General features: G+C 28.3%; 18 protein-coding genes. 14 read left to right on the top strand and 4 right to left on the bottom strand.

Annotated elements, in window-relative coordinates; translation table 11 throughout:
* Positions 1 to 28: 28 nt before the first annotated feature.
* Together ACSYT2_RS08150 and ACSYT2_RS08145 are read left to right on the top strand one after the other, a co-directional pair.
* Positions 29 to 412, top strand: coding sequence for a hypothetical protein (locus ACSYT2_RS08150; RefSeq protein WP_430854731.1), 384 nt, complete (start codon positions 29 to 31; stop codon positions 410 to 412).
* Between the two features lie 101 nt (positions 413 to 513).
* The gene (locus tag ACSYT2_RS08145) at positions 514 to 1,035 is read left to right on the top strand and encodes a hypothetical protein (RefSeq protein WP_430854730.1); all 522 of its coding nucleotides are present in this window, start codon (positions 514 to 516) and stop codon (positions 1,033 to 1,035) included.
* Positions 1,036 to 1,127: 92 nt separating this feature from the next.
* On the opposite strand, the gene ACSYT2_RS08140 is transcribed toward ACSYT2_RS08145, so the two are convergent.
* Positions 1,128 to 2,111: an amidase domain-containing protein gene (locus ACSYT2_RS08140; RefSeq protein WP_438384515.1), complete on the bottom strand. Its 984-nt coding sequence runs from the start codon at positions 2,109 to 2,111 to the stop codon at positions 1,128 to 1,130.
* A 152-nt stretch (positions 2,112 to 2,263) separates the two neighbouring features.
* On the opposite strand from ACSYT2_RS08140, the gene ACSYT2_RS08135 reads away from it, so the two are divergent.
* The 9 genes from ACSYT2_RS08135 (at position 2,264) to ACSYT2_RS08095 (ending at position 11,456) form a co-directional block, all read left to right on the top strand.
* The gene (locus ACSYT2_RS08135) at positions 2,264 to 3,427 is read left to right on the top strand and encodes a DUF6398 domain-containing protein (RefSeq protein ID WP_438384513.1); all 1,164 of its coding nucleotides are present in this window, start codon (positions 2,264 to 2,266) and stop codon (positions 3,425 to 3,427) included.
* A 331-nt stretch (positions 3,428 to 3,758) separates the two neighbouring features.
* Positions 3,759 to 4,214 (top strand): hypothetical protein, encoded by a 456-nt coding sequence (locus tag ACSYT2_RS08130; RefSeq protein ID WP_430854727.1) that lies wholly within the window; start codon positions 3,759 to 3,761, stop codon positions 4,212 to 4,214.
* 672 nt (positions 4,215 to 4,886) lie between these two features.
* Positions 4,887 to 6,398 (top strand): sodium-dependent transporter, encoded by a 1,512-nt coding sequence (locus tag ACSYT2_RS08125; protein ID WP_438384511.1) that lies wholly within the window; start codon positions 4,887 to 4,889, stop codon positions 6,396 to 6,398.
* Positions 6,399 to 6,509 (top strand): MetS family NSS transporter small subunit, encoded by a 111-nt coding sequence (locus tag ACSYT2_RS08120; protein WP_430854725.1) that lies wholly within the window; start codon positions 6,399 to 6,401, stop codon positions 6,507 to 6,509.
* 70 nt (positions 6,510 to 6,579) lie between these two features.
* Positions 6,580 to 7,284: a hypothetical protein gene (locus ACSYT2_RS08115; RefSeq protein ID WP_430854724.1), complete on the top strand. Its 705-nt coding sequence runs from the start codon at positions 6,580 to 6,582 to the stop codon at positions 7,282 to 7,284.
* A 273-nt stretch (positions 7,285 to 7,557) separates the two neighbouring features.
* On the top strand, positions 7,558 to 8,169 hold the full coding sequence (locus ACSYT2_RS08110) for a sugar O-acetyltransferase (RefSeq protein ID WP_430854723.1): 612 nt from the start codon (positions 7,558 to 7,560) through the stop codon (positions 8,167 to 8,169).
* 208 nt (positions 8,170 to 8,377) lie between these two features.
* Positions 8,378 to 8,980 (top strand): TetR/AcrR family transcriptional regulator, encoded by a 603-nt coding sequence (locus tag ACSYT2_RS08105; RefSeq protein WP_430854722.1) that lies wholly within the window; start codon positions 8,378 to 8,380, stop codon positions 8,978 to 8,980.
* Positions 8,981 to 8,994: 14 nt separating this feature from the next.
* Entirely contained in the window at positions 8,995 to 10,188 is a 1,194-nt protein-coding gene (locus ACSYT2_RS08100; protein ID WP_430854721.1) for a cation:proton antiporter, read from the top strand.
* Between the two features lie 719 nt (positions 10,189 to 10,907).
* Positions 10,908 to 11,456, top strand: coding sequence for a hypothetical protein (locus ACSYT2_RS08095; RefSeq protein ID WP_430854720.1), 549 nt, complete (start codon positions 10,908 to 10,910; stop codon positions 11,454 to 11,456).
* 253 nt (positions 11,457 to 11,709) lie between these two features.
* Here ACSYT2_RS08095 and ACSYT2_RS08090 read toward each other — a convergent pair whose 3' ends face one another.
* Entirely contained in the window at positions 11,710 to 11,970 is a 261-nt protein-coding gene (locus tag ACSYT2_RS08090) for a YkgJ family cysteine cluster protein (protein WP_430854719.1), read from the bottom strand.
* Positions 11,971 to 12,153: 183 nt separating this feature from the next.
* Here ACSYT2_RS08090 and yedF point away from each other — a divergent pair, with 183 nt between their 5' ends.
* On the top strand, positions 12,154 to 12,750 hold the full coding sequence (gene yedF, locus ACSYT2_RS08085) for a sulfurtransferase-like selenium metabolism protein YedF (RefSeq protein WP_430854718.1): 597 nt from the start codon (positions 12,154 to 12,156) through the stop codon (positions 12,748 to 12,750).
* Between the two features lie 58 nt (positions 12,751 to 12,808).
* Here the strand turns inward: yedF and selD are convergent, their stop codons facing one another.
* Positions 12,809 to 13,843 carry a selenide, water dikinase SelD gene (gene selD / locus ACSYT2_RS08080; protein ID WP_438384507.1) on the bottom strand — a complete coding sequence of 345 codons (1,035 nt, stop codon included), beginning with the start codon at positions 13,841 to 13,843 and terminating at the stop codon, positions 12,809 to 12,811.
* Between the two features lie 206 nt (positions 13,844 to 14,049).
* Between selD and mnmH the strand changes: the two genes are divergently transcribed.
* Positions 14,050 to 15,162 carry a tRNA 2-selenouridine(34) synthase MnmH gene (gene mnmH / locus ACSYT2_RS08075; RefSeq protein ID WP_438384505.1) on the top strand — a complete coding sequence of 371 codons (1,113 nt, stop codon included), beginning with the start codon at positions 14,050 to 14,052 and terminating at the stop codon, positions 15,160 to 15,162.
* Positions 15,163 to 15,257: 95 nt separating this feature from the next.
* Here the strand turns inward: mnmH and ACSYT2_RS08070 are convergent, their stop codons facing one another.
* Positions 15,258 to 16,538, bottom strand: a complete 1,281-nt coding sequence (locus ACSYT2_RS08070) for a prolyl oligopeptidase family serine peptidase (RefSeq protein ID WP_438384504.1) — start codon at positions 16,536 to 16,538, stop codon at positions 15,258 to 15,260.
* 381 nt (positions 16,539 to 16,919) lie between these two features.
* On the opposite strand from ACSYT2_RS08070, the gene ACSYT2_RS08065 reads away from it, so the two are divergent.
* Entirely contained in the window at positions 16,920 to 18,278 is a 1,359-nt protein-coding gene (locus tag ACSYT2_RS08065) for a glycosyltransferase (RefSeq protein ID WP_438384501.1), read from the top strand.
* Position 18,279 lies beyond the last annotated feature (1 nt).

Raw genomic sequence — 18,279 nt, 5'->3', positions numbered from 1 at the left:
TGATTTTATTAGGATGGGGGGAAAGATTATGTCTAAATTAGTGGGATGTACATTAATTATAAGAGATGATTTCAATAATATCTTGATATTAAAGAAAAAGGTTAAAAGAGGTCAAAATGAAATTTGGTCATTGTTAACTCAGAAAATTAGAGGAAAAGAAAGTGCAGAAAAGTGTGTACATAGAGGTGTTAAGGATATATTAAAATCTGTGGTTTTTGATCTGGAACCTTTAAAGGAACATCTAATTAATGAGGAAAATGATGAAAGTGTTATGACTTTTGTTGGTACACTAAAGGAAAGAGTTATCTTAGATAAAACTTATAAAGAGTTTAAATGGGTGGGTAAGAAGCAGTTAGATAATTTAGAAATCCTTGATTGGGAGAGAAAAATTCTAGAAGATTATTTAGGATAAAGATGGTGATACCATCTTTATCTTTTTTTATAAGGGCCAATAACTTATATATGAAATTATAATATGATAAAATAAAGGAAGTATAAAGGTTTGGGGGAGCTATGTTACAAAATATATGGATTTTACAAGTTTTAGTTATGATTTCTGTGTTATTTTTTATATTTATTATATGTATACTGACAGATTTGCCTACAGTTTTAGGTTTAAGTTTTTCTAAAAAAGAGACCATAGAAAAATATATTGAAAAGAAAATAGTTTTCAAAAGTAAAGTTGAACGTAATATTTGTACTTTTAGGATTATTGGAAGTAAATCCTTTGACAGGATTGAAGAAGTATATATTTTCATGTGTATATGTAAATATAAAAAGCAGGATAAAAAGCTTATAACTATAGATGAAGATTATAGGCATGGAATTGTAACTATTACAAGAAAGTTTGGAATATACAATGTTATAGATGTAAAAACTACTGGTAAAAATCAAGAAAACAATTATCCAGAGGAGATAACATCTACAGATGAATATAAAGAGATAATAAATATAAAAAATAAAAGATTTTTAAAAGAAGCTAATTTAAAGAAAGCAAAAAGAAAATTTAAGTTAAAGAAGGCTTTTAAGGTATAGAAATAATACTAATATATGTTGAAAATTAATTTGTAATCTAAGTATCCTTTTAGAAATAAATTAAAAAACACATATTAGTATTATTTTATATATTAATATATTTCAACAACTCTTATTTTGTCATACATTAAAGGGAAAATCTCACTTAATGGAAAATTTATCTTATCATAGCTATGGCAACAGTATAAATAGTCTCCATTAGCTAATTCTTTTGTTATGATACCAGAATGAGAGAAAAAACCTTTTTTATTTGAATAGAATTGAATAATGCTTCCAATAGGATAAGGCTTTATATTAGTTATATCTTGCCCAAGGCCTCTTCTTAGTAAATAATAATACAATTCATTTACCCTTAACCAGGGATGGGTATAGGGTTTCCATGTATTTGATACTGATATCCCACCATGATTAATACATTGAGATATAAAATTAGTACAGTCGCCACCTTCTTTATCAAAGGATTTAAAATCTTTATTATAGTTTAGTGCATGCCTTTGAGCGTATGCTATTGATTTTAGTGGATTATATGGGCTGGAGTATTTAGTATCTATATAATTGCTTCTATATATTCTAGATGGTTTGGTGAATAACAATGATATTTCATCAATTAAGTCGATTTTTTCTCGCCAATAATCTATTCTAGACTTATTATTTAATGAAGAAAAATTATTATCCAAAGGAGAAGATTCATTGTATAAAGCAGGTAATGTTTCTTCAGTATATAATTCATGTATAAATTTTTTACTTTTATCCTTTTTTATAATAAATATATAATTTATTAGCTCTTTTGACACAAAACTTTTAGGACAATTAGTAAGGGAAAATTTATGAATAATAGTTACAGAAGCCTTAATAAATTCCTTTTCTTTTTTGGTTTTCAATTTAATTATTTTATAAGTTTCTTTTGTAATATTATACCCTAAACTTTCTCGCCATAATGTTTGAAACCTTTTTTTTATTATAAGTTCATTAATTAAGGAGTCATTGGATATTAGTTTAGATAAAAGTTCTGAGTTATAATTATATAAGGGGTTAGGAAGAATTTTTAAAAATTTTGATAGTAAAAGACGTATCATAACTTGACCTCCTTATTTTGAAAGTAAGATTTATTTTAAATATTCTAAATAATACATTTATATATGTTTTATGGATAATTATGTATCATGATGTTATAATAATTTAGTAATTCTAAATAAAACGAAATATACGATAAAGGAGCTTTTAAAGAATGCAAAATTCACATGAACAATTAATTGAAAAAAGAGACGAAATATTAGATATAATAGAAAAATTCTCAACTGAGAAATTAAATAAAGAATATCTAGAAACATCAATTAACCTTTGTGATAAGCTTTTTAATGCTCATGGAGAACTGTTATTAAAGGGAAGATCTTCATCTTGGGCCTGCGGAGTAATTCATGCATTGGGAACAGAAAATGGACTATTTAATAAGAATAGTAAGCCATATATGAAGGCAGGAGATCTATATAAAGAATTAGGAGTTAGTAGTAGTACTGGATTGGCAAAGTCTAAGGAAATAAAGGCTTTACTAGAAGCTATTAGTGAAGAAAGTCTTTTAATATTAAAATGTGGACTAGCAGAAAATATAAAAGCTCCTGATAATGAAGAGATTTCACATGAAATAATAAAGGATGAAAAGTTTATTAAAGCTCAGAAATTAATTAAAGAAGCTTGGGAAGCTAAGAATTTTAAAAAGAAAATAAAGCTTGCAGAAGAAGCTTTAGAAATATGTGATTATTGCTCAGATGCCTATATAATATTAGCTAAGGACATTAAGAAAAGTAATGAGGAAAAGAAGAATATTTTAGAAAAGGCTCTTTCTGCAAGCTTAAAAATATTAGGAGTGTCAAGCTTTGATAGTATACCAGAATATATGTGGGATGAGGTTGAGATAGAAGCATTGCTTGGGGCTAAGTATAAACTAGCATCTCAATTATGGGAGAATGGAGAGCGAAAAGAAGCAATAGATCATTGTATGGAAATTTTAAAACATGATAAGCAAGATAAGTTAATGATAAGAAGCGTTTTGATAAATTGGTTACTAATTGAAAACAAACTAGATAAAGCTTATGAACTTTTAGAAAGATTTGAAAAAGATTATTTAACATCAATTCATTATAGTAAGGTAATACTAGCGTTTAAAGAATCAAATGTGGAAGAGGCTGCTAGATTGTTAAAATCGGCAAATAGAGCTAATCCGAATGTAATACCTTATATAATAAAACAAAAGAGAATACCTTCAGAACTTCCTCATATAAGGAAATTTGGTAGTGAAGAAGAAGCTATGCACTATATGAAAAATGGACTAGTAGTATGGAATAATACTGAGGGAGCTGTAAGTTGGATTAAGGAAATTAGGAAAAGTTTATAAAAGTATCAAAAGGCTAGCTACTATTAAACGTAAAAAAAGGATTCTATTAAGAATCCTTTTTTTATTGACTATTATCAAAGCTATTTTGATACAGCCACCTTTCAGAGATTAAAACTCGGTTTTGAAAGCTTTATTCCCTAAATAGTATAAAAATGAGTTTCTGCCCATTAAAGTATACCATAATATTACAGGTTATAAAATAATTATTAAATTAAATTTAATATAAGTAACTTTATGATTTAAAGAATATCAATGTTGTCTAAGTTATAAACAAACTAAAATATTAAGCATATATATAATAGTGATATAAGGGCGTAAAGGAGAAGGGAGATTGAAACATAATAGCAATGAGTCAAGTAATAATTTCAAAAACTACAATATAAGTAGTGATGATATGGAAGAATTAAGATTACTTAATATACAGCTAGGAGCAGATATAATTGCAATAATATCAGATATACTATCTTATACGTCAACAAGACAAAGTATAGATCTTGTTTATAGTAAATATAATGGAGAGCCTGGAGATGTTACCATGCCAGATGTTACTGCATTGGAATCACTATATGTAGGTTTGATAGCAAGATTTATATATACTGAAATATCTTTTATTAGATATGACCATTTATATGAAAAATATATGAATGGTGAAATAGAATATTCCCTTCAGCCAGATCTTGATATTATTAATGGGAACATGCTAAGAAATATAGGGGTTTTTTATAGTATTAGGGGTGCGTGGGGAATTTATGATAGGGATACAAATCAGCCTGTATTTGGAATTTAATTTTAAATATATAGGGATAAGTTATTGCTGATTGAAAGAAAGAAATTTGGATATATAGGTAAAACAGGCAAACATAAAAGTTCAATATTAAAAAGGATACCTATAAACAAGAGGCTATTAATAAGTTTATGGTTTATAGGTAGGATTTTAGAGTGAAGAGTTAAATAATGAATCAGAAATTATTGAAATTAAAGTAAAATAGGGTTTAAATGACTTTTAAAAACTAGTAATAATGTAATGTTATATAGACAAAAAAAGGTGAAAGAATTTATAAATCAATTAAAAAGTAAGGTGATTAGTAAATGATTTTGGAAATAATAAGTTGACAAAGTACAAGTTATGATGTTAATATTATAAAAAATAAAAGGAGGAAATATTATGAAAAGTATAAAATCACAAGTTCAACAAAAATTACAATCTAATAGAGTACTCTTATTGTTAGCCGAGTTAATATAGCAATTTCATATATGATTAGATAGATGTATATTTATTACTGTCATAGATGTAATTGCTGATTTAAGTGATTGTATCTATGACGGCTAATTTATAGATAAATTATGCCTCATAGGTTAATATGGGGCTTTTTTTATATCCTAGGTTAAAAAGCTCCATAAATAACTATGGGGCTTTTTATTTTTTTATTACTAAAGTTTGACTTAGGAGGAATAAGGCATGGAAGAAAATAGAGAACAATGGGGAAGTAAGATAGGTTTTATATTTGCAGCAGTTGGATCAGCAGTAGGGTTAGGTAACATATGGAGATTTCCATATGTAGTTTATTCAAGTGGAGGAGGGGCATTTTTAATACCCTATTTCTTTGCAATATTTACTGCAGGAATTCCTCTTTTAATATTAGAGTATGGAATGGGTCATAAATTTAGAGGATCTACGCCTCTTTCATTAGCAAGAGCTAATAAGAAATTTGAGTGGTTTGGATGGTGGTCAATAATTAGTTCAGCGATTATATTATGTTATTATTCTATGATTTTAAGTATGGCAATGAAATATTTAACTCTTAGTTTTAATAAAGGATGGGGAGAGGATTCTAATTCATTCTTTTATAATGATTTTTTGAAATTATCTGATTCACCTTTAGAATTAGGGGGAATAGTTATTCCTATATTAATTGGAATTGGATTAATTTGGTCTATAAACTGGTTTATATGCTATAAAGGTATAAAAGCTGGAATCGAAAAAATGAATAAAATATTATTACCTTGTTTACTATTAATAATGATAATTATAGTTGTAAGAGGAGTTACATTAGAAGGGGCAGCATCAGGGTTAAATACATTATTTACTCCAGATTGGGATAAAGTAAGGGATCCTAAGATTTGGATTTTAGCATATGGACAAGTATTCTTCTCTTTGAGTATTGCTACTGGTATCATGATGACATATTCAAGCTATCTTCCTAAAAGAACAGACATAAATAACAGTGCTTTTATGACTGCATTTGCAAACTGTGGATTTGAATTTTTATGTGCAATTGGAGTATTTGCAATCCTTGGAGTAATGGCAACAAGTGAAGGTCTACCAGTAGAAGAAGTAGTAACTAGTGGGATTGGTCTTGCTTTTATAGCTTTTCCTAAAGTTTTTACAATCATGGGGGCTTGGGGAAACATATTAGGGGTTTTATTCTTTATATGTCTAGTATTTGCTGGTATTACTTCAGCAGTATCATTAGTTGAGGCAATTTCAGCTTCAATAACAGATAAGTTTGGATGGGAAAGAAAAAAGGTTGTAACAAGTTTGTGTTTAATTGGATTTTTAGTAAGTGTATCCTTTGCAACAAATGCAGGTTTATATTTACTAGATATTATGGATAATTTTACAAATAACTATGGGATAGTTGTAGTTGGATTATTAGAGGCTTTTGTTATTGGCTGGATAGTTAAGCCTAAGGAAATAAGAGAACATACAAATGCTATTTCCTATTTTAAGATAGGAAAATGGTGGGACTTTATAATAAAGTATGTTACACCTACATTACTGTTTATAACACTAGTACAAAGTATTATAACAGAACTTAAGACTCCTTATGGAGGATATGATCCAATATCTTTATTATTATATGGCTGGTCAATTATTGCATTAGGAATTATAGGTGGACTATTAATAAGTAAGAGACCTTGGAAGATTAAAAATGAATCCCAAAATATAAATAGTAGGGAGGTTTTATAAATGACAGGTTATGCTATATCATTCTTAATATTAGGTGCTACTATTCTTTGGGGGGGATTAATAGTAACATTAGTTATAAATTTTAAGAAAGAAAAAAATAATTCACAATAGTTATATAAAGTAATTTTGAATCATGTAACTAAAAGCCTTAATTTGAATAAATTAAATTGAGGTGAATAATATGTCAAATATAGAACATGGAAGAAATAAAGATTTAAATTCTACTAGGTGCAGGCAGGATGACAAAGAGTCAGAAGGAACATCACAATGTAGTTCATTACAAGAAGTAATTCCATCACCTGAGTTAGTTGAAAAAACAAATAGGGCTTATCAAATACCTGTGTTCTTAAGTCATCCTACAAGTACAACTTTGAATAATATTCAAATAAGCTTTTTATTAAGATTAATGAAGGAATTAAAAGAAGAGTTACTATTTCCAAGAACTTTACCAAATTCAGAACAATATCCTGAATCAACAATGATAAGTATTAGAAGAATGATATATTCTAGTTATGGAATTGTAACTTTAAATTTAGCAAGAAAAAAAGTTAGGGTTATAGAAACAAATGGAGCTACTGTATACGAGAATGATATTGGACAAGAATATTGGACTGGATCTACATTTTCATTTATAGAGCCTGCAATGGCTTTTCAATACGGATTACCTCAATTATTTATAACTGAAGTTACGGTTTCTGGTCAAGATGTCTATGAAGCTGGTGGTATAGTTCCATACCGTGTTTTAGTTTGGGACTCCAGTAAGCCAATAGATTATTTCTTTTCTAGTGTGGAATGGAATGAAATGCTTAAGAATTGGTCAGCTGAAGTTAGAAGTGGATTCTTTATTTCGACTAATCCTCCTTATAGATATACAGGTGAAAAGTAATATAAATAAAAGTCTAATAAAAATAATTAGTAATTTAGAAGGCTTAGGTTAATATCTTAAGTCTTTTATTTATAGTATAAAATACTTAATTTTCAAGAGTATAGTAGAAAGATTTTCTATAGATTATGATATAATAACATAAATCAGATATAAAGAAGATTTATCGTAATAAGTAATCATTAGAAAAGGAATAGTATTATTAGAAATACTAAGAATTATATATCTGTTTTAGTGGTTATTAGAAAACTAATGGAGAGAAGAGGGGATTTAATAATGAACCAAAAAGAAAGAATGTTGGCAGGGTTACCTTATAAAGCTTGGTTAGATGGACTAAGTGAAGATCATATGGAAAATAAACTAAAAATATATGAGTATAATTTAATTCGCCCAGATGATAAGAACAGAAAAGATGAATTGATTAAAAATATACTTGGAAAAACAGGAGACACTATTTCTATAGAACAACCTTTTCATTGCGATTATGGTAAAAATATTCAAGTTGGAAATAACTTTTACGCTAATTTCAACTGTACAATATTAGATGTGGCTAGAGTAATAATTGGAGAAAATGTAATGTTTGCTCCTAATGTATCAATTTATACAGCAGGTCATCCCATTCATCCAGAATCAAGGAATTCAGGTTATGAATATGGTATTGAAGTGACAATTGGGGATAATGTATGGGTAGGAGGAAGTGTTGTAATAAATCCAGGTGTTAGGATAGGGAATAATGTTGTAATAGGCTCTGGAAGTGTTGTAACAAAAGATATACCTGATAATGTTATAGCTGTGGGAAATCCATGTAAAGTGGTACGAGGAATAACAGAAGAGGATAGAAAATATTATTATAAAGATAGGGAATTTGATGTTGAAGACTATAAATAGATTGTTGTTTTAGATTTTTAAGTTTATTATTATTTATTAAAATTATAAGTATATAAAAAGTAAGTGAAAAAGCTTTGTGTGAAAACATAAGGCTTTTTTATATTTACTATACTTTTATGAAATATAGTAATAGAAAAAGAGTTGACCAATTGGTCGGTAAATGATATTATACTATAAAACAGACCAGTTGGTCGGGAAGGTGGGTAATATGGAAAGAGAAAAATCTATGAAAGTAAAAGAAAAAATAATAAATATAGCACTTGAGGAATTTGCACAACATGGATATCAGGCAGCATCTACAAATACTATTTGTAAAAATGCTAAAATATCAAAAGGATTACTGTATCATTATTACTCATCTAAAGAAGCTCTATATTTAGAAGTTGTTAGATACTTTATTGATAAGTTTAAAGAAAATATAACTATACATATAGATGAAAGTAATAAAAGAGGTATTGATTATATAAGTAAATATTTTAATGATAAGTTTAAATTTTTTGGAGAAAATCCACAGTACTCTAAATTGATCTTAAACCTATTATTAAATAACAATATAGAAGGTGCAGGAGTACTTGCTAAAGAGTTTGAAGGTTATAATAATGAACTTTTACATAAAATTATTAAAAAGATAGATTTTAATCCTAAATTCAATAGGGAGAAAGCATTTGAATTGATAGTTATGATAGGTTCAAAGTTAGAAGAAAAACATATGAAAGATATAGAATATAAGGATAAACATATTGTCATAGAAGAATTTAGAAAAGACCACAAGATAATGTTAGAGATGGTCTTTGAAGGTATTGACAAGTAAAGGGAGGAGTTTAAGTGATTAAAGGAATTACATTACTAGCTTTATTTACAATTTTGGCATTAGTAATAGGTAAGTTAGTTTCTAAAATTAAGTTACCATCTATACTTGGATGGTTAATAACAGGTATGGTAATAGGGCCACATGCTCTAAATTGGATGAATAGTAGTATTATTGATGCAGAGTGGTTCCATATTTTATCTAATATAGGAGAAATATTGGTGGGAATGCTAATAGGTACGGAATTAATATTAGAAGAACTTAAGAAGTCAGGAAAGCAAATCGCTACTATATGTTTATTTGAAGGGATGACAGCATTTATATTAGTTGCAGTTTCATTTTTCATATTTGCAGACATACCATTTTCTATAGCTTTAATTTTTGGAGCAATTGCATTAGCAACAGCACCTGCACCATCTTTATCAATTGTTAAGGAATACAATGCGAAAGGTCCAGTTTCAAAGACTTTAATACCACTTGCAGCTTTAGATGATGTATTAGGATTAATAGTATTTTTTATAGTTATTGGAGCAGTTTCAGGGGGGATGACTGGTGAGTCAGTAAATATTATTTCTATTTTAATGATGATAATATTACCACTTGCTATAGGAGCCTTTACAGGTATAATAGCAAGTAAAGTTTTAAAAAATAAGTGTTCTAAAGTAGAAACAATATTAAAGGTTGGAATACTTGTAGTTCTTACTGTTGTTATTGGAAGATATGTTAATAATAATATTTTATCAATAAACTTATTATTATCAGGTATATCATTCTCAGCTATTATTGCAAATACAGTTGAAAAAGAGAGATTACATGAAATATTAGAAGGTATTAATCCAATAATAGGTATAGGATTAGTTATTATGGTAATAGACTTAGGGGCACCACTAGATTATAACTTAATATTTGGTGCAGGTATTTTTACTGCTATATATATAATAGCTCGTGGAATAGGAAAAATATCAGGTTCTTATGTAGGTGGTAAGTTGTCAAAGGCTGATAATAATGTATCTAAATATTTAGGGCTATCACTTTTACCTCATTCTGGAGTATCTCTAATATTTACAGGAATAGCAGTAGAAACTTTAATGCCTCTTCAACCAGAATATGCAGCTATGATACAAGGTACTATTGCAGCAGCTGCTGTTATAAATGAAATTATAGCCGTATTTTTAGCTAAACAAGCATTTAAGATGGCAGGCGAAATATAAGTATAGTAATTTAATCCAGGCTGAAAACCTAGACAATACAGAAGTGTATTATCTAGGTTTTTTATATTTCCATATTAAAGTGTAACTATAATAATTTAATAAATCACAAAGTCATTACAAAATTAAAAGTTTATTTTTTCTTTACATTTAGCACATTTGTTTTAGATTATTACTTCCTAAAATTTAAAGTGAGTGAAAGAATTAGATGCGAAAAATGATTAGTGTATAAATATAAGCAAAGAGTTTTATAGGGATTATGAGAAAAAACAGGTTTGAAAAATATTAATATTTACTGAAATATCTATTCAGAAAGGTATTAAGTACAGTGGGATATATATATTTGTAGTCCTAGCTATAATGAGCAGAATAATAGTAGTTGTATTAAAAAGGAAAATAGATAGAGCAATTAAAGGAGGGGTCTATATCTCCTTAGAATAAATATTACAAATTGCTAATAGTCCTAAGAAAGCTATAAATAAGAATATATAAGATAGCTATTTGAAAAATTACACAAGGTAGATAAAGTTAGAAAAGAAAATGGTAGTGGGTTAGGATTATCTATAACTCAAGAAATAATAAAATTACATAATGGATTTGAAGATGCTAATGGAAAGCTATAACTCTAATTGAAAAATCTAATGATTTAGTAACATAATTATTAATGTGTAATATAATATACTATAAATAAAAAAATTAAAAGAATAAGGAGGTAACTCAATATGTCAAACAATAGTTGTTTAGATCAAGAAGCACAAGAATTTAAATCATTAATATTCAATGCAGGAACCATGAACGACGGTACTGAGAGTATACCTGATAGTGCACCACTTGGAAGTGCTAATTCTAGTCTTGTAATATTAGGATGGCTTTTACCACAAGGTGACACAGATGAGTATTCATTAACATTCAGTGTACCAAGAGATGCTCGTAATAGATATCAAAAAGCTAAAGTATTTGTTCATTTATTAACTGATAATTCAAATACACCAACTGGAGATAGGTTTGCAATTAGACTTTCATCATTATTTACTAGAGCTAATGGTGTAGTAAATGCAGCTGATGTAATGGTTAATAATAGTGGAAATATTTCAATTCAAAACTCACCAGGCAACTTTCAATATAACCATTATGTTTTAGAGTTTGATTTGGATGATATTATTAAAGCAGAAGATTTTGCATTGTTAAGCGTTGCTCGTATTGCAGTTAATAATGACTATGCTGGTGCATTACTTTTAACTAGTATAGAGTTTAGATATTTAAGTAACTAAGTATAAAAATAATATCAGCTGGTCAAAATTAAGCAAAATATTATATTTAAAATTTTGTAAATTAAATAAAATGCCTAAAATACAAAAAATATAAAAAGTTAAGCTGTATGGTTAAGATAGTGAAAACATCTTTCTTCATACAGCTTTTTATTTATGAATAAAATAATAATCTAAGTTTATTTCATTTATAATTTTTAGTTCCTAATAATATGAAAATTAGGATATTTCATTCTGGTTTTTATACTAACAACTATTAAAAATCAGGGCTTGTCTCTTTTTCTAGTTTAGTTAAATATTCTAAAGCATCCTCCCTAGTAGTCCCACACATTTCTTTGCAAGGTTTAAGACCGCCACATACACTAGGTCTCCTAGGATCTTTGAAAATTTTACAAAGATTATTTTCATCAAGCTGAATACATCTTTCACCAGCTTTTTTTCCATCTTTCATACCTGGTATTGATGAGCTTATTGAAGGTGCTATACAGCAGGCACCACAATATAATCTACACTCCATAAAAGTACCATCCTTTTTTAGTATGAAATAATTATACAAATTAACTTAAAGTATTTCAATATTAAAAATTTCCATATAAAGTGTAAATTAAATATGATTAATAGATACAATATCATTATTTATTAATGTATTTTTTTAGAGTATAATTATTGTGAAAATAATCTTTTTTGAAAGGTGATTAGTATGAGTAAGAATATAGATGCAAGAGGAAAAAATTGTCCTATGCCTGTAATAATGGCAAAGAAAGAAATAGATAATGGAGGCAAGTTCTTTACAGTTCAAGTTGATAATAAAATTGCAGTAGAAAATCTAAAGAAATTTGCTAGTAGTCAAGGTTTTCAAGTTACAGTGGAAGAAGGAAATGGAGATTTTAATATAAAATTTTCAAATGGCTGTGAGGAATGTGAAGAAATATTAGCGAAGGTTGAAAATAGAAAACCTATTGGAGATTGGTGCGTGTTTGTAAATAAAAACACAATAGGAGTTGGTAATGAGGAATTAGGGCAATCTTTAATGAAGATGTTTTTATATACAATATCAGAATCAGATGACTATCCAAAACATATTTTATTTATGAACGATGGTGTAAAGGTACCAACAATGAATGAACAAGCTATAGAAGATTTAAAGAAATTAGAAAATATAGGTGTTAATTTATTAGTATGTGGCGCATGTCTTAATTTTTATGAATTAGAAAATAAACTATCAGTAGGAAAAGTTAGTAATATGTATGAGATTCTAGAAGCGATGAAATCATCAAGTAAAGTTATAACAATTTAATTTTTAGAAGACTGAAATGAGAGGTATCCACATAAAGTTGATACCTCTCCTTTCACAATTATCCAATTATAATGGAAGAATTACCTTTATCAGTTACTTCACCTATAATTCTCGCCCATGGAGTATAACATTCCATTCTAGATAGGTATTCTTTAGCATCCTTCTCTGGCATTGATAATAGAAGTCCACCAGAGGTTTGAGGATCAAGTAGCACATCTTGAATTTCTTGAGAAACATTTGCTGAAGCTTTAAAATTATCTTTTAAATAATCCAGATTATTATACATTCCTTCAGGAATAATACCCATCTTTGCATATTCTAATGCCTTAGGAAGTACAGGAATTTCATGGCTAAAGAATTGGATAGTTTTATTACTTCCACTAGCCATTTCATATCCGTGTCCAATTAAGCTAAATCCAGTAATATCAGTACAAGCATTGACACTTAAGCCATTAATAGATTCCTTAGCATATTTATTTAACTCAGTCATTACTTTAGTAACTTTATGTATTTCATTTAATGTTAATAACTCAGCCTTTGTAGCAGTATTTAAAATACCAATACCAAGGGGTTTAGTTAAAACTAGTACATCTCCTGATTTAGCATTACTATTGGTAAGGATATCACTAGGATGAGCAAAACCAGTTACACAAAGACCATACTTAGGAGTAGGATCGGCAATAGTATGTCCTCCAGCGATAATAGCACCTGCTTCTTGAACTTTACTATATCCTCCAGCTAATATCTCATGCATTATTGATGGATCTAAGCAAGAGGGGAAGCATAGTAAATTCATTGCAATAGCAGGGTCACCTCCCATAGCATAGACATCACTTAAAGCATTTGTAGCTGCAATTTGTCCAAAGGTATATGGGTCATCAACCATAGGTGGGAAGAAATCAACAGTTTGAATCACTACTTTATCATCAGATACTTTGTAAACAAGAGCATCATCTTTTTTATCAAAACCCACTAATAGGTTAGAATCTTCAAATTTAGGTAAGTTTTTAAGTACAGAATCTAAAACACTTGGTCCTATTTTGGCGGCACAGCCTGAAGTCTTTGTAAGTGTTGTTAGTTTTATATCATTCATTATTTCATCCTCCAGTTTTAGTTAAATATATAAATTTTAATTATAGGCAATAATTAGAATACATTAATTATTATAAAGGTAAAATGTAAATTAAAATAGTATAAATATACAAAGTTTTCTCTGGTTAGCATAATAAACATTTATTTTTATAAGGAAAAAATATATAATCTATAGTGTTTAGAATAATAGAAAAGAAGGTAATTTGAATGAAGTTAAGTATAACAAATGATTTTAGAAGTATTGTATTAAATGATACAAAATTAATAGATGTTAGAGCACCAATTGAATATGAAAAGGGGGCAATGTTAAATTCAATAAATTTACCTATATTAACTAATGAGGAACGACATATTGTAGGTATTTGTTATAAAGAAAAGGGGAACGAGGAAGCAACAAAGTTAGGCTATAAGATTGTATCTGGAAAATTTAAAGAAGAACGAGTAAATTTATGGGCAAAATACATTGATGAAAATCCTGGTACTATTATTTATTGCTTTAGAGGGGGGTCTCGTTCAACTATAGCACAAAGTTGGATTTATGAAGCTACTGGTAAGGATGTAGTAAAGCTAGATGGTGGGTATAAGGCCTTTCGTAATTTTCTTATAAATTCATTGGAGGCTGAGAGTATTAAATCAAAACCATTAATTTTAACAGGTTATACAGGTTCAGGTAAGACTATATTGTTAAAAACATTAAAAAATTCTATAGACTTAGAGGGGATTGCCAACCATAGAGGATCAACCTTTGGACATTTTATTACTCCACAACCAACACAAATAAATTTTGAAAATAATTTAGCATATAGCTTAATAAAACATAATAATAAAAATTATAAATATATGATTTTAGAAGATGAAAGCAAAAACGTTGGTAAGAGTTTTATACCGAAAGGATTTTATAATCATTGTCAAAAAGGTGGAGTTATTTTCCTAGAATCTACTATAGAAGAAAGGGTAGAAAATATATTAGAAGAATATGTTGTAAAGGGTCAAATAGAGCATATAAATTTGTGGAAAGACAAAGAGGTAGCTCTAGATTCTTGGTTTAAGGATATGACAGGGAGTATGGAAAGGGTTAGGGGAAAACTTGGTGGAGATAGGCTTAAAGTAATAATAGAAGAACTTAAGATGGCCTATGAAGAGCAACTTAAAACTAATAGTATAGATAGACATAGAAATTGGATAGAATCATTTTTAACTAATTACTATGATCCTATGTATAAGCATTCTATGGAGAAATCAAATAGAACCATATTATTTAAAGGGAATGCTAAGGAAGTATTAGGATATATAGAAGAAATAGAGAGAGAAGAATTATAGTTGATTATATTAGAATTTTGATTAAATAAAATTAATTAAAATATAAAGTGGCATCTACTTTAGTAAGTAGATGCCACTTTATATTCTAGAAAACTTTAATTCTGCCAACGGTGACCATATACATTTACTTGTCTTGATATCCAATCAATTATATGTTCACCGTCTTCGTTTTTAGGATCATTATTTAAAACATATACCCAAGATGAATGACCAGAATGCTCAATGCCATTAAAGTTTACAGTTTCGTATTCTGTATAATGAGCGTTATCACTAAATTGCTTTAAGTACTCGTATGCATCCTTTGAGTTTGTATATGGAACAGTAGTATCTGACTTAGCATGAGTAAACCATACTGGTAAATTTCCGATTTTTTTTAACTCTTCATTTGTTGGAGAATATGCAGCACAGGTTGGAAAAGCAGCAGCAAAAAGATCAGGAGCTGCAATTATCGCCTTCAAGGTTTGATATCCACCCATTGAGCAGCCGCCAATATAAACTCTTGTGGGATCCACATCTGGGTTATTACGAATATATTCAGTTACTAAGTCAATTATATCTTGGGTATAATCTTTATCACCATTAATGGTTAAATTACCCAATGTGAATGATGGCATCCAATAAGAGGGAGATTGCGGTGCCATAACATAGGCTCCTCCAAATTTTTCTTGAATATCTTCGGTTATAAAAGCAACACCGCCTCGATTAGCTGATATTTGTGATGAATTATTAACACCACCTTCTCCTACACCATGCAACCAAATAATTAAAGGATTTTTTTTATCATCTTTTGCTGGTTCAAAGTGCCTGTAGCTTAATCCAGTTTTTGAGGTGGCTTTTTTAAAATCATCAACTAATAGGTTACTAACATTATTCATTGATAGCTTGAGATTATCATTATTAACTATAGTACCTTCAATATCTTCTATTGGAAACATTTGTACAACATCATACTTTAAGTCAATAGGGTAATTTGAAAAACTTCTAAAATCCCAAAATAATGTATATGCGTCTGATACGTTAATTCCATATTCCAACTCTAGAACGATATATTCACCATAGTCACTTGGATCTCCAAGAGGTGAATCTGATGTATATACATTTGTTACTAGACGTGTAGCCATATCTAGTTTATGTCCATTAACTTCATTTTTAGCTATTACTGAAAAAGTATTCTTATTTACTGTAGATCCTTTGATAGTTGTCTTTAAAGCAATAACAACTTTATTTACTTGCTGACCATAATCAAATACTTCTGTTATCAGATCATATTTAGCATCAATTATTTTTTTATCAGTGGCATTAACTGATATGCATGTGCCTACAAGAATTATTAATATACAAGAGAGGATTGAACTAATTATTTTTTTGAAACTCATGCCTTCTACTCCTTTAACATTTTATTTTAAATACCATTATAATATCCCTTCAATAATATTACAATAATTCAAAAAAATGAATTTTATTATTTTGTTATAAATTAGAAAATATACAATAATAAAATTATAAAAAATATTGTATATATCTTTTTATAGTTATGAAATCATAAATAGACTGAGTACATAATCCTTTTATATATGCATTAAAAATAAATTATAAGAAAATTAAGAATATTTAAATTATAATGTAAGTGAAAAATTTAATATTATTACATAAAAATATAAAAAAATCGGATAAATATGGTATAATAACATATAAATGGTTATAAAACCAAGAAAATAAAGTAATATACAATATTTTTTATAAAGGATGTGTGCTTATTGGGAAATATATTACTTATTACTCATGGGACTGGTGGTGATGTTAAGCCATTCATTAAGTTAGGAAAGATAATAAATAAAGCAGATCACGACGTGACAATAATAACTCATTGTATATACGAAGAAGAGGCAAAAAAAAATGGATTAAATTTTGTTGCTATTGATAGTTATGAAGATTTTAAAGAAAAGAATGATAAGTTAAATAATTTATCAGACGCTATAAAGGAATCAAAGGAGTATATTGAATTTAATAGAAGTTATTGTGGCTCTAATAAAACATATAAAGAGTTTAAAATTATTAGTGATTATTGTAAAAGGGAAGATACAATTATTATATTTAGGCATCGCTTCAGTATAGCTGCATTACTAGCTGCTGAAAAATACGGATTACCTGTTGCCTCTGTTTTTCTTGCACCTAACTATATTCAGCATTTGGAATTACATGAGGAACTTATTGGTGAAATAATGAGGGATGAAATTAATATGGTAAGAAGTAAGATTGGATTAAGGGACATAGATAATTGGACAGAGTGGATGTGTTCACCAAAATTAAAAATAGCATTGTGGCCAAAGTGGTATGCAGCAGAAGATATAGAAAGAATTGATAATGCTATTGCTATTGGTTTTCCTGAAAAGGTAGATAAAAATTTTGATGAAATACCAGAAGATATTAAAGGATTTTTGAAGAAGAATAAATATATAGCTCTTATTACTGCTGGGACAAGCAATGCTATTAATCCAAATTTTTATAAAATTGCTACACAATCCTGCATAGATGCGAATGTAAGTGGAATTTTGGTTACAGAATTTGATGAGTATGTGCCAAAGGAATTGCCTGATAGCATATTAAGGCTACAGGAGACTGCTATAAAAAAAATACTGCCATATGTAAATGTAGTTATCCATCATGGTGGAATAGGTACATCTAGTGAGGCATTATTTAGTGGAACTCCTCAATTAATAATGGCTCATTTAGCAGATCGTCCAGATAATGCAGATAGATTAAAAAAAGTAGGTGTAGCAAAAGTATTTCCTGAAATATATTGGAATGTAGATTCAATTAGTAAAGCTTTACAAGAAATAATCTTTGACAAATCCTTATCATTATCTTGTAAAGCTTTAGAAGATAAAATTAATAAGGAGAATACAGAAGGAGAATTAAAGTTAATTGTAAAAGACTTATTAGAAAATAAGGAGGATTTTAAAGTTAATTATTTCAATAAAGCTAACAAGAAGTCATTAAATAAAGAGAAGAATAAGGTGGGAACTAATAGTAGAAATAAAGCAAAATTAGACTCTATATCAGAAGAAAGGAAGAAGATGTTAGTTAAGATGTTAATGGAAAAACGTAAAGTTTAGT

This window comes from Clostridium zhoujianii (assembly GCF_051590805.1).
GTDB lineage: Bacteria > Bacillota > Clostridia > Clostridiales > Clostridiaceae > Clostridium.
The sequence above is the reverse complement of the archived record's forward strand: the minus strand, read 5'-3'. Positions and strand labels throughout refer to the sequence as shown.